The following is a 12808-nucleotide window of genomic DNA, read 5'->3' as shown; positions in this document are numbered from 1 at the left end:
CGTCACTCCAATCCTCGCACGCCGCGCCGCAGAACGAGATGAAGGAAGACGGGCGCACCGATGAATGCCAAAACGATTCCGATTGGTAGTTCCGCGGGTCTTACGATCATCCGCGCAACGATGTCGGCAGCGATCACAAGCGCAGCGCCGAGCACCGCGCTGCCGGGAAGCACGACACGATGGTCGGGCCCCGAAATCAATCTCATGACGTGGGGAACCACAAGGCCGACAAAGCCGATCACGCCTGCAACCGCAACCGATGCGCCGACCGCCGCCGCTGTTGCGGCAATCACGAGCCGCTTGGTACGCTCGGTGTCGATGCCGAGATGCATGGCTTCCGCTTCGCCGAGCAAAAATCCGTTGAGACCGCGCGTCAGCCGCGGCACCAAGAGCGCGAGCGCGACGGCGAACGGCGTGACGGCAAGAACCTTTTGCCAGCTCGCGCCCGAAAGCGATCCCATCTGCCAAAGTGTCAGATCGCGCAGCTCGCGATCATCGCTGACATAGACGATAACGCCGCTGATCGACGCCGCAAACGCACCGACAGCGATGCCAGCTAGAAGCAGTGTCCCGACCGCAAGCTCTCCGTGGCGCGACGCAATGACGACGAGAATGATGGTCGTGAGCAAGCCTCCGAAAAAAGCTGCAATCGGCAACGCATAAATTCCAAGGGGCGCTACGATGGGCGCTGCGATGCCATGCCCGAGTACGATCGCCGAGATCGCAAATAGCGCGGCTCCCGACGACACGCCGATCAGGCCCGGATCCGCGAGGGGATTGCGGAACAGGCCCTGCATCATGGCGCCTGATGTCGCTAGCGCCGCGCCGACGAATGCGGCGAGCAACGTTCGCGGCAACCGCAGATCAATGAGCACGAGGCGATCGCGTGCCGCGGCAGCTTCCGTCGTCAAGCCAAGCGAGGCTTCGAGTGCACGCGGCAACGCCTGAAGCGAAATTCCGGTTGGTCCGATGGCGAGTGAAAGTACTGCGACCACTAGGAGCACAGCCGCGAGCGCAAAAAAAACTTTACCGCGTGATGGTCTGACGGTCGCTCCTACCCAGGCAAGTTTGGTATCGAATGTCGTCACGGCGTTGCGGCCGCGTGACCGCCCTCTGCGTAAATCGCCTTCATCAGGTCGCGTGCGGCCCAAGGGGCACGCGGTCCGAAGCCAAGCAGGTATAGCCCATCCATTGCGATGAGGCTCTTTGTTTGGGCGGCAGGTGATTGGCTCAGGCCCGGGAGCGACAACGCTTGGCTCGCATTGTGATCGTCGGTCGTGCCTCGACGCATCATCACGACAACGTCGGGAGCAAATTCCGTCAATTGCTCGTCGCTGACCGGTTTGAAACCATTCACCCCGGCCGCCGCGTTGTCGACGCCCGCGAGCTGCAAAATGGAATCAGCAGATGTGCCGGCACCGGCCACTGTTGCGCGGCCGTTTTGAATGGCGAGAATGAACAGCGCTTTCTTGCGGGTTTTGATTTGCTTTCTATCATTCTCGAGCGCTGCGAATTCAAACTCGACCTTCGACGCCAGCGCCTTCGCTGCATCATCGGCGCCAACCACGCTTCCGATATGGCGGATCTTGGCGGGGACGCCCTCCGCCGACGGCTTGTCGGCGATGTCGACGTAACGGACGCCACTGCTCTTCAGCGCGTTGACGACTTCCGGCGGCCCGGCGCCATCGGAGGCGATGATCAGCGTCGGATTGACGGACAGAGTGCCTTCCGCCGAAAGCGCGCGCATGTATCCGACCGATTTCTTCTCTTTCAGAGCCTCGGGTGGAAATTGGCTCGTCACGTCCACGGCGACAATCTTATCCTGCTGGCCAAGGTCATAGAGAATTTCGGTTATGTCACCGCCAATCGATAAAATGCGCGGCGTTCCAGCCGACGCATCAGCTGCCATCGCGCGATGAGAGAACGACGCCGTGGCCGCCGCAGCGAGTGCCACGCCAGCCATGATGAAAAGTCGTGTTGCAACGCGCATTTGAACAAGTCCTGTTGATGGGCCGTTGAACAGATTACTTCGTCAGAATGAGCTTGCCTGTTGATGTGATCCGCAGGCGGTACGCTTGTTCGCGATGAATGAGCACCGCTTCGCGGCCGCCCTTGAGAAGTTCATCCACACGATAGCGGATGGGGGGCTCGCTTGCATCCCGATGATGGTCATCGGGCGCTGGCGTGCAAGTCTCAGTGCCGGGTTCGCCTTGGTGCAGAATAGATCCGGCAAACGGCTTTTTGGACGGCATTCTCTCATTCAACGGGACAAGGTTCAAAACAACCATGACGATCTAGGTCTTAGTGCAGATAGACGGCCTGAACAGTCTGCGCCTGCAATTCCGGAGCGTCCGATCCGCTATCGACCTGCGTGCTCGCAAGCTGCATTTGAAGGGCGGCGAGAGAGCGAGCAGCGGATTGTGTCCGCGTCGATGTCTGAGGCTTGTCGAGCGCCAGCATCAATCCGCGTTGGACGCCATGCTCATCGCGCGTGCGCACGGCCTTGAGAAGACCTGCGACGGCAAGTTCATCGGGCGACACATGCTGACAGCCGACGCTGAGGTAGGAAAAGCCGATCTTTCGTTCAGCGCGAAGCGCCCGAAGCAATGACGTCACGCGTGCGACAAGAAGTGGCCCATCGCCCATTCCGAGATTTTCTTCCGAGATCTTGATGGCGATCTCCCAGGGCCGCGCCGAGCCGCTGGTGTAGACTTCGCAAACTGCGCGAAAGACATCGAGCGTAACGTTCTCGACCGGAGAAAATCCGAGTTCGCTACGAAGAGGAAATCCGAGCGCATGTCCGGCGCACACATCTTCGCCGTCTTGGGCATGGGTATTGGGTTTGGAGGTCTTATTCCGCATTGCTGTTCATCCGCGGGTTAGGAAGGGGAAGAAGGGCTTGAATGGCCGCGTCGACCTACTCAGCGAGGCGCTGCGACCGGCAAACGTCGCTGGCGGTTATGATGCCGTCTCGTCGGACGTATCTTCCGATAGATCTGACAGCATGCGGTCGAAAGCAGAAACGTGACCCGTCGCGAAATCCCAGATCATTCCAACGGAGGCTGAAAACATCGAAGCGGCGAGCGCGGCGTTGGACGTATCGCATACGTCAAACCGCTCACCATCGAACTGTGAGCGCTTCATGTGGCTTCTCTCCAAAGTATCGGGGTTCAAGGCCCCGCAAATGGCAGATGCCCCATTAAGCTAATGTATACTTATGTAGTCAAGTTTAATGTTTGAGCATTCTCTGATGCGGCCGGCTCTTGCGGCTGTTGCTCGATGCGCTCGTGGATCATGCGATGTACGAACGCCAGCTTGTCGTAGGCAGGCTCGGGAATGACGAATGGATAGAAATCGTCATGCCCCATGCTTCGGCTGAGGCTGTTCATGGCGATGGTGAGCGGAATCCACCGCGCCATCAACGCTCCGAACGTCACGCTGGAATAAATATCGTCTCGAATGTCGAGCCGAAGGCCGTGTCCTTCCATGCCTTCGGCCGCAGCGGTGTCGAGCGCATCGACCATGTGAAGATAATGCGCCCACGTCTCGGCCCAATCTTCCCATGGGTGCGCGCTGGCATAGGCTGACACGTATTGCTCTTGCCAATCGGCCGCTGGACCGTGGGCGTGGTGGCGGGCCAGCGCCGCATCGTAATCGTCACGTTCGTCGCCAAAGATTTCGCGAAACTCTTCAAGTCGTCCCGCTTCTTCGACGAGCACCATCCAATAGTAATGGCCGCTTTCGTGGCGAAGATGACCAAGCAGCGAGCGATAAGGCTCATCGAACTGCTGGCGCTGTCGTTCCCGTTCGACCGCATCGGCTTCGCTGACGTCAATGGTCACGACGCCATCGAGATGGCCCGTCAGCGCATTGCGGACGAAGTCGAATGTCAGCGGGCCTTTTGTCGAAGCTGAGCCGTCAAACGGCAGACCGAACCGCAACAGCGAATAGACCAGCCGCTTCTTGGCGTGCTCGATAGCGCGCCAAGCGAGCAGGCTGCCGGGTTCGGAGAGATTGGGAATGATGCGATTGAGGTCGCAGGCCTTGCAGAAGATGTGGCTTTCACTGTCGGGCGTCAGCCAATTGCAAACGCCGAATTCGGCATTGGCACAGTAGTGCAGCGCAACGTCATCTGGACCGGCATTGAGCTTGCGGAAGATCGGAACGTCGGGTGTGGTTTCGCTTAAGCCCGCATCTGCGATCGCCACGATCGCCTGCTCGGCGCTATCGAAGCCAAGCGTGCTACCGCATTTCACGCACGTCACGTTCTCGAAATAAACGGTGTTTCCGCAGTTCGCGCAGGCAAAATTCTTCATTCTGGCGACCGCCAACTCCTGAAGGGGAATGTTTGCCTTTCCGGCATGGTACCAAAGCACTCGGCGGCGACGTCACGGCTTCCGTTCAAGCGATTTTGCGGATAAGTCACGCAGTTGCCTTCATAAAACGCAGGGGGCCGCCAATTCTTCAGCATTCTGCCCAAACGTCCAGCAGAATTTTAGGCTGCGCAGTTTTTAGGCTGCACCACGCTTGTACCACATCTATCGGACCGCTAACGCAGGTAGACGTATTTCGTTGCCAAGCGCTCGTCTGACGGGCGTCCATCGCGAGATCAAACAGGGATAATGCCTCATCCATGGTCCTCCACGTCGCGCTGACCCATAAAACGAGCTACCGCTACGATCGACGTGTCAACATGGGGCCGCAAGTCGTCAGGCTCCGCCCGGCGCCGCACTGCCGGACCCCCATTCTCAGCTATTCGCTGACCATCACGCCGAAGACGCATTTTCTCAATTGGCAGCAGGACCCGTTCGGCAATTTCCTGGCGCGCGTTGTGATGCCGGAGGAGACGACGGAATTCTCCGCGACCGTCGACCTCGTCGCCGATATGGCGGTGATCAATCCCTTCGATTTCTTCATCGAGGAAGCCGCCAAGGACTGGCCCTTCACCTATGACGACCACCTGAAGCAGGAGCTTGCGCCCTATCTCGTGCCGGATGCCGTTGGCCCGAACCTCAAGCGCTATCTCGAAAAGGTCAGTACCAAACCGCAGACGACGATTGATTTCATCTGCGATCTCAATCGCATGGTGCAAGGCGACGTCGGCTACCTGATCCGCATGGAGCCCGGCGTCCAGACGCCCGAGCAGACGCTGTCAAATGCTTCAGGCTCCTGCCGTGACAGCGCCTGGCTGCTGACGCAGATCATGCGCAACGTCGGCCTCGCCGCGCGGTTCGTCTCCGGCTACCTGATCCAGCTGAAGCCCGACGTGAAGCCGCTCGACGGCCCTGCCGGCACCGATACCGATTTCACGGATCTGCATGCCTGGTGTGAGGTCTACATCCCCGGCGCTGGCTGGATCGGCCTCGACGCGACCTCGGGCCTTCTCGCAGGCGAAGGCCATATCCCGTTGGCTGCCACGCCGCATCCCATCAGCGCTGCGCCGATCACCGGCAGTCACACCAAGGCCGAGGTCGAATTCGACTTCGTGATGGCGGTGACGCGCATTCGCGAAACCCCGCGCGTCACGAAGCCCTACGACGACGAAACCTGGAAGACGATCGTCGAAACCGGAAAAGCCGTCGACGAACGTCTGACGAAAGGCGACGTTCGCCTCAGCATGGGCGGCGAGCCAACGTTCGTTTCAGCGGACGACATGGAAGGCGCAGAGTGGAACACGGCTGCGGTTGGGCCGACCAAGCGCCGCTATGCCGACGAACTCGTTCGCCGTTTGCAGCAACGGTTCGCACCGGGCGCGATGCTGCATTATGGCCAGGGCAAATGGTATCCCGGCGAGCAACTGCCGCGCTGGGCTTTTGCACTCTACTGGCGGGGCGACGGGCAGCCACTCTGGGAAAATCAGGATCTGATCGTCAGCGAAAGCGTCGCCCGCCCGGCGATGCCGGAAGACGCGGACAAGCTGATGCGCGGCGTGTGCAGGCAACTCGGCCTGCCCGAAGACAGCGCCATGCCGGCTTACGAAGACCCGGCGCACTTTCTTCTTGTGGAACGAAAACTGCCGATCAATGTCACGGCTGAAGACAATAAACTCGAAGACCCGGCTGAGCGTGCCCGCATTGCCCGCGTATTCGATCGCGGTCTTGGCGCGGTCGCGAGTTATGTGCTGCCGATCCAGGCGTGGCAGACAGCCGATAGAGGCCGCCGCTGGGTCACTGAGCGCTGGGCGCTCCGGCGCGATCACCTTTTCCTCATTCCCGGCGATTCACCGGCAGGGTTCCGCCTTCCCCTGCAGTCGTTTCCGATCGTCTCTCCGCTCGACTATCCGCATGTGATCGAGCGCGATCCGATGGGCCCGAACCGACCGCTTCCTGAACGCACGATCCTTTTGCAGCAGCGCCGCGTCGTGACGCTCGAAGCACCGCCCGTAAGCCAGCAAGCTAGCGTCGCGCCGGAAATATCGGGATCGGTCCGCACGGCCCTGGCGATCGAGCCGCGCGGCAACGCCGTCTGCGTGTTCATGCCGCCGCTTTACGATGCCGAAGACTATGCGGCGCTGGTCGCGGCTGTCGAAGAGGCCGCCAAGCAGACCGGCGTGCCAGTGCAGATCGAAGGCTACAATCCGCCGCCGGACGCGCGCCTCAATGTGATCAAGGTGACGCCGGACCCAGGTGTCATCGAAGTCAACATTCATCCTTCGACGAGTTGGGAAAGCTCGGTCGCGATCACGACAGCCCTTTACGAGGAAGCGCACAACGCTCGTCTCAGCGCCGAAAAGTTCATGCTCGACGGCCGCCACACCGGAACCGGCGGCGGCAATCATATCGTGCTTGGCGGCATCACGCCCGCCGACAGTCCGTTCCTCCGCCGCCCCGATCTGTTGGCATCGGTCGTCACCTACTGGCAGAACCATCCGGCGCTGTCGTACTTCTTCTCCGGCATGTTCATCGGCCCGACGAGCCAGGCGCCGCGCACCGACGAAGCACGCCACGAGTCGCTCTACGAGCTTGAGATTGCCCTTTCGCAGGTGCCGAATCCGGGATTGGGCCACATCCCACCGTGGCTGGTGGACCGCCTGTTCCGCAACCTGCTGATCGACGTCACCGGCAACACCCACCGCGCCGAGATCTGCATCGACAAGCTCTACTCGCCGGATGGGCCGACGGGCCGCCTGGGCCTCGTCGAGTTCCGCTCGTTTGAAATGCCCCCGCACGCCCGCATGAGTTTGGCGCAGCAGCTTCTGCTCCGCGCCTTGATCGCGATGTTCTGGGAGAAACCCTACCGCCAGAAGCTCGTTCGTTGGGGTACCGCGCTGCACGATCGTTTCATGCTGCCGCACTACATCTGGGCCGATCTTTCAGCCGTCATCGCCGACCTCAAAGAGGCAGGACTACCGATCGAACTCGAATGGTTCCGCCCGCATTTCGAATTCCGCTTCCCGCTTTTCGGCACCATCACCGCTGACAACCTGACCCTTGAGCTGCGTCAGGCTTTGGAGCCATGGCACGTCCTCGGCGAGGAAAGCACTGCGGGCGGCACAGCCCGATACGTCGATTCTTCGCTCGAGCGTGTCGAGGTAAAGGTTAAGGGGCAGACCGGCGACCGATACGTCGTGACCTGTAACGGCCGGCCTCTGCCGCTTACCGGCACGGGAAATTGGGGCGAAGCCGTCGCAGGCGTTCGCTACCGCGCTTGGTGGCCGCCGTCCGCGCTTCATCCGACCATTCCGCCGCACGTGCCGCTGACGTTCGACGTCGTCGATACTTGGTCCGGCCGCTCGATTGCGGGCTGCCGCTACCATGTCGCCCACCCCGGCGGCCGCAACTTCGAGGTGTTTCCGATCAACGCCTACGAAGCCGAGGGCCGCCGCCTCGCCCGTTTCGACGCAGAAGGTCATACGGCAGGTCCGATGCACGTCAGGTCCGAGAGCGTTAACCCGGATTACCCGGCGACCCTCGATCTTCGGCGCAATCCGGGCTGAAAATCGCCAACGGAAACGTTTCCACAGCGGTTCCCTCCGCATTTGCCGCAGAGCCTCGCTTGCGGACGGCGATTCGGCACATGATAGTGTGTGTCGTTCAATCGGTGATTTGGGGGACCGTCGCGGCGTGGACCAGTCGGAATGACGACAGCAGCGGCAATGAAAGCGGAGCCATTGTTCAACCTTTTGAGCGCCTACCGGCGCCAGGAGGTTTCAGGATTTGACGAGCTGCTGGAAGACGGCGGCGCGATCCGCGAGCACTGGCGTCCGCTGCTCGATGGTTTGGTGCAGCTGACCGACGCCGAACGCGAGTTGCGCTCAGCGCGCCTCGCCCGCCGGGTCCGCGAAACGGGCATCGCCTACGATATTTTCGCCGACCCAAACACGTCGGCACAGCGCTGGTCTCTTGATCTTCTCCCTGTCGTCATTTCGGCGGCCGAATGGCGGGGCCTCGAACGCGCCCTCATTCAGCGTGCACGGTTGTTTGACGCCATTCTGAATGATGTCTACGGCGACCAGAATTTGGTCCGCCAGGGTCTCATTCCCGCCGAACTGCTGTTCTCCGATCCGGCCTATCTCGTCCCTTGCAAAGGCGTGCTGCCGAATGCGGGTGGGCTGATGTTCTATGCCGCCGATCTCGCGCGGGGCGAGGACGGCCAGTGGCACGTCATCGACAATCACACCGAGACGCTGGCCGGCATTGGCTTCACGCTCGCCAATCGCGTCGTTCATACCCACGTTGCGGGCGATATCTTCAAGGACTGCAACGCCCGTCGCTTGGCGCCCTATTTTCAAGAACTGCAATCGACGCTGACGCTGCACAGCGGTCGCGAAAACGCGCGCATCGCGCTGCTGACGCCAGGACCGCATCACGAAGACTATTTCTCGCACGCCTATCTCGCTCGTTACCTCGGTTATCTGATCGTCGAAGGCCACGATCTCAAAACCAGAAATTCCCAGGTCTATCTCAAGACGCTCGAAGGACTGAAGGAACTCGATCTGATCGTACGCTGCATCAGCGGCAAATCGAGCGATCCGCTGGAGCTTGATCCGACGGGTTTCATCGGTCCATCCGGTTTGCTCAGGGTTTGCCGGAAATCGCCGCATCTCGTCGTCAACGCCATCGGGACCGCGCTGGCGCAAAACCGTGGTCTCGGCCCCTATCTGCCGCAACTCGCGCAGCATATTCTCGGTGAAGACCTTCAGCTCCAGGATGCGCATCGCCGCTGGCTCGGCAATGCCGATGCCCGTCAAGAGCTGTTTGCGAACCCTGAACGCTTCACCATTCGCAAGGCGCAGGAAGGAACCGGTAGACCAGGGCAGGCCGCGCTGGGTTGGGAAGCGCGGGCGCTGTCGACATCGGAACGCGAAAAGATGCGGCACGAAATTGCGCTGCATGGCGCGACGCTCGTCGCCGAAGAAAAGATCGGGTTCAGTTCGTCCCCAGTCTACGCCGACGGCGGCCTTGTCCCGAAGCCGTTCGCAATACGCGTTTACATCTCCCGCACTTCGTCAGGCGAATATCAGGTGATGCCCGGTGGCCTTGCGATGTGCGTCGCTCCGGGCCGTGCCGTTGCACTAAGCGCCCCTGACGGGCAGACACGAGACGTTTGGGTGATCGGCGAAGGCGAGCAGGCGCCGCACATCAGTCTCTGGCGCCCAACCCTCGCGACCGCGCGGGTCGAGAGATCGCAACGCGTTATTCAAAGCCGCGTCGCCGATGACCTCTTTTGGCTCGGCCGATACAGCGAACGCGCCGACTGGACGATGCGCGTGCTGCGCGGCGCGCTACGTCGCGTCGAAGAAGACAGTGGGCCAGATACTGGCCAGCGTGCCGCACGCAAATGCCTTGAGGTGCTACTCGGCAAAGACCTGAGTTCCGTTATAGGCAGTCGCGAAACGCCGCCCGACGATGAAATCGAGCGTCTGTGCCGCCGCCTCATCACGACAGGGCTCGGTTCGCGCACGCTCGAACGCACGCTCGACGGGCTCTATCGGGTTGCACACCTTGTCCGTGACCGCCTCTCGCTCGAAGCCTGGCAGACTTTGAGCAAATTCCGCGGCGGTGAGCCTTGGCGCAAAGCTCTTAACTCGGCCCACCCCGTCGAAATTCTCGATCTACTGGATGAGGGCATCACCGCCGTCGCGGCATTCAACGGCTTTATGCACGAGAACATGACGCGCAACTTCGGCTGGTCGTTCCTCGACATGGGACGGCGCATCGAACGCGCGCAAAATCTCAGCGAAGCTATTCTGACGCTCTTCATCCCGGTGTCCGATCCGGAAGAGACGTCGAGCAGCCTGCTGCTGCTGCTCGAACTCGCGGACAGCTTTATCACCTATCGCTCGCGCTATCGACTCGATCCGATGCTGCCGTTGGTCTTGGATTTGCTGTTGCTTGACGAGACAAATCCGCGAAGCCTTGCCTATCAGCTCTCAGCCATCGCGCGCCATCTCGAAAGCCTGCCGGATTCATCACAAGGTGCGGGATTGCCCGACGACCGCCGTCTTATCATTGCGCTTCTGACGTCGATCCGTCTGGCCGATGTCGAAGCCATGGCGAAAGAAGAGACCGCCAAGACGCTTGAAGGCCTGCTGATGGATCAGCTCGACATGTTGCCTGAGCTGTCCAATGCCATCTCGCGCCGCTACTTCAACGTTCTCGATGAAGCGCCCCATCGGACACACACGAGGGTTGGTCCCTCGATATGATCTTCGATATCGTCCATAAGACGCACTACCGTTACCGGTCGACCGTGGTGCAATCATTGCACCTCGTGCATATGTCGCCGCGCGCAATGCCTGGGCAGATCGTTCGCAATCACAGTCTGCTCGTCGAGCCTGCGCCGGCATCGCGACAGGAGCGCATCGACACATTCGGCAACGTCGAAGTCGTTCTTGATATCGAGGAACCGCATCAGGAGCTGGTGCTGCTCGCACGCAGCACCGTCGAGAAATCACTGCCGCCGCCCGTTGATCTGACCGCGACGACGCCGTGGGACGCGCTCGATCCGTGTCTGCACGAAGCGGCACAGCAGCGCGATGTCGATATTTTGATGTACCGCTGCGCCTCGCGCTTGACGACGCCGACATTGGAAATCGCCGACTATGCAGCTTTCTCGTTCACGCCGATGCGGCCGGTCCTCGAAGGCGCGATGGATTTCGTCATGCGGATTTACAACGATTTCAAATTCGATCCGCATGCCACCGATGTGTCAACGCCGGTCACGCAGGTCTTCGCCATGCGTCGCGGCGTCTGTCAGGATTTCGCGCATCTGGCACTCGCGGGTTTGCGCGCGCTTCGCATTCCGGCGCGCTACGTCAGCGGCTATCTCCACACCCATCCGCCCGCGGGACGTCCAAAGCTGCAAGGCGCCGATGCGTCGCACGCGTGGATCTCAGTCTGGTCACCGGAATATGGCTGGGTTGATCTCGATCCGACCAATGGCATCATCGTCCGCGACGAGCACATAACGGTCGCATTCGGCCGCGACTACGATGACGTCAGTCCGATCAGCGGGGTCCTGCGCGGCGGCGGCGAACATGCCGTCAGTGTCAGCGTCGATGTGAACGTGGTCGCCGGCGCAACAGCAGACTGAACAGCAGTCCCGCCCGGTTCCTTTTTTGTGCCCTCTTGAAAGCTCTCGCCTGTGCTTGCATGTGTCGCCAAAGGGGCGATGCGCGCACATCGCGCAAGGCGGGAGCAATATGTACATTCGCGACACATTGGACGGTTACGGGCTTATTTCGCGCCTGTTTCATTGGCTTATGGCCGTTGCGATCGTCGCCATGTTCGCCCTCGGCCTCTGGATGGTCGGACTCGACTACTACAGCCCCTATTACAATTCTGCGCCCGACATTCATCGCAGCCTTGGAATGGTTCTATTATTTGCGCTGATCGTTCGTCTGATCTGGCGCATGGTCAATTCGAAGCCCTCCGACGCCGAGCTTTCGCCGCTTGAGCGAAAAGCGTCGTTCGCGGTCCATTGGGGCTTCTACCTGCTGTTGTTCGCGTTGCTGATCAGCGGTTACCTGATCTCGACGGCGGATGGCGCGCCCGTCAGCGTCTTCGGCTGGTTCGACGTGCCCGCAATTACGAAGCTGCCCGGCCTCGAAACGCCCGCCGGCAATATACATCGCATTCTCGCGTATGCCGTCATTGTGCTCGCCGTCATTCATGCGATCGCGGCATTGAAGCATCACATCATCGACAGAAGCGAGATCCTGACCCGCATGTGGTCCGGCCCAAAGAGTTCATCACGCACCTTAGAAAAGGGAAATTAGCAATGAAGGTCAAATACGCAGCGTTCGCCGTATCGTTGGCGGCGGTTGTGATGTCTACCCCGGCGATGGCTGCCGACTACAAGATCGACACCGACAATGCTCACGCATCGATCACGTTCAAGGTCAACCATCTGGGCTTCAGCTGGATCATCGGCCGCTTCGACAAATTCTCCGGTACGTTCGCGTTCGACGACAAGAACCCCGACGCCTCGAAAGTGAAAGTCGATATCGACACCACCAGTGTCGATACAAACCTTGCTCTGCGTGACAAGCATCTGCGTGGCGCCGACCTTCTCGACACCGACAAATATCCGACTGCCACGTTTGAAAGCACAAGCATCAAATCGACAGGCCCGAACAAGGCAACCGTCACCGGCAATCTCACGCTGCACGGCACCAGCAAGGAAGTCGTGATCGATGCCGAGCACGTCGGCGGCGGCAAGGATCCCTGGGGTGGCTATCGCGATGGTTTCACTGGCACGACGAAAATCACGCTTGCCGACTTCGGTATCCTGCGCAATCTCGGCCCCGCAACGAAGGACGTCGAGTTGATCCTCAACATTGAAGGCATTCGTCAGTAACGGCGAA

At 60.4% G+C, this 12808-nt stretch carries 11 protein-coding genes; 5 read left to right on the top strand and 6 right to left on the bottom strand.

What is annotated here, in order from left to right:
* Positions 1 to 2 precede the first annotated feature (2 nt).
* The 6 genes from HYPMC_RS20595 to HYPMC_RS20570 all read right to left on the bottom strand — a co-directional run bounded on the left by HYPMC_RS20595 (position 3) and on the right by HYPMC_RS20570 (position 4316).
* Positions 3 to 1088 (bottom strand): iron ABC transporter permease, encoded by a 1086-nt coding sequence (locus HYPMC_RS20595; RefSeq protein WP_013950051.1) that lies wholly within the window; start codon positions 1086 to 1088, stop codon positions 3 to 5.
* A complete protein-coding gene (locus HYPMC_RS20590) occupies positions 1085 to 1990 on the bottom strand; it encodes a hemin ABC transporter substrate-binding protein (protein WP_013950050.1) in 906 nt (301 codons plus the stop codon). Before HYPMC_RS20590 ends, HYPMC_RS20595 begins: the two co-directional genes overlap by 4 nt.
* Positions 1991 to 2024: 34 nt before the next feature.
* Positions 2025 to 2252 (bottom strand): hemin uptake protein HemP, encoded by a 228-nt coding sequence (gene hemP, locus HYPMC_RS23490; RefSeq protein ID WP_083832139.1) that lies wholly within the window; start codon positions 2250 to 2252, stop codon positions 2025 to 2027.
* Positions 2253 to 2301: 49 nt separating this feature from the next.
* Positions 2302 to 2862 carry a hypothetical protein gene (locus tag HYPMC_RS20580; protein WP_013950048.1) on the bottom strand — a complete coding sequence of 187 codons (561 nt, stop codon included), beginning with the start codon at positions 2860 to 2862 and terminating at the stop codon, positions 2302 to 2304.
* A gap of 96 nt (positions 2863 to 2958) precedes the next feature.
* Entirely contained in the window at positions 2959 to 3144 is a 186-nt protein-coding gene (locus HYPMC_RS20575; RefSeq protein WP_013950047.1) for a hypothetical protein, read from the bottom strand.
* Positions 3145 to 3215: 71 nt separating this feature from the next.
* Positions 3216 to 4316 (bottom strand): putative zinc-binding metallopeptidase, encoded by a 1101-nt coding sequence (locus HYPMC_RS20570; protein WP_013950046.1) that lies wholly within the window; start codon positions 4314 to 4316, stop codon positions 3216 to 3218.
* 317 nt (positions 4317 to 4633) lie between these two features.
* Between HYPMC_RS20570 and HYPMC_RS20565 the strand changes: the two genes are divergently transcribed.
* The 5 genes from HYPMC_RS20565 to HYPMC_RS20545 all read left to right on the top strand — a co-directional run bounded on the left by HYPMC_RS20565 (position 4634) and on the right by HYPMC_RS20545 (position 12801).
* The gene (locus HYPMC_RS20565) at positions 4634 to 7936 is read left to right on the top strand and encodes a DUF2126 domain-containing protein (protein ID WP_013950044.1); all 3303 of its coding nucleotides are present in this window, start codon (positions 4634 to 4636) and stop codon (positions 7934 to 7936) included.
* Between the two features lie 141 nt (positions 7937 to 8077).
* Positions 8078 to 10648, top strand: coding sequence for a circularly permuted type 2 ATP-grasp protein (locus HYPMC_RS20560; protein ID WP_013950043.1), 2571 nt, complete (start codon positions 8078 to 8080; stop codon positions 10646 to 10648).
* Positions 10645 to 11535: a transglutaminase family protein gene (locus HYPMC_RS20555; RefSeq protein WP_013950042.1), complete on the top strand. Its 891-nt coding sequence runs from the start codon at positions 10645 to 10647 to the stop codon at positions 11533 to 11535. The genes HYPMC_RS20560 and HYPMC_RS20555 overlap by 4 nt, the downstream gene beginning before the upstream one ends.
* A 109-nt stretch (positions 11536 to 11644) precedes the next feature.
* Positions 11645 to 12220 carry a cytochrome b gene (locus HYPMC_RS20550; protein WP_013950041.1) on the top strand — a complete coding sequence of 192 codons (576 nt, stop codon included), beginning with the start codon at positions 11645 to 11647 and terminating at the stop codon, positions 12218 to 12220.
* A 2-nt stretch (positions 12221 to 12222) separates the two neighbouring features.
* The gene (locus HYPMC_RS20545) at positions 12223 to 12801 is read left to right on the top strand and encodes a YceI family protein (protein WP_013950040.1); all 579 of its coding nucleotides are present in this window, start codon (positions 12223 to 12225) and stop codon (positions 12799 to 12801) included.
* Positions 12802 to 12808 lie beyond the last annotated feature (7 nt).

It is taken from the genome of Hyphomicrobium sp. MC1, from assembly GCF_000253295.1.
Classification (GTDB): Bacteria; Pseudomonadota; Alphaproteobacteria; order Rhizobiales; family Hyphomicrobiaceae; genus Hyphomicrobium_B.
The sequence above is the reverse complement of the archived record's forward strand: the minus strand, read 5'-3'. Positions and strand labels throughout refer to the sequence as shown.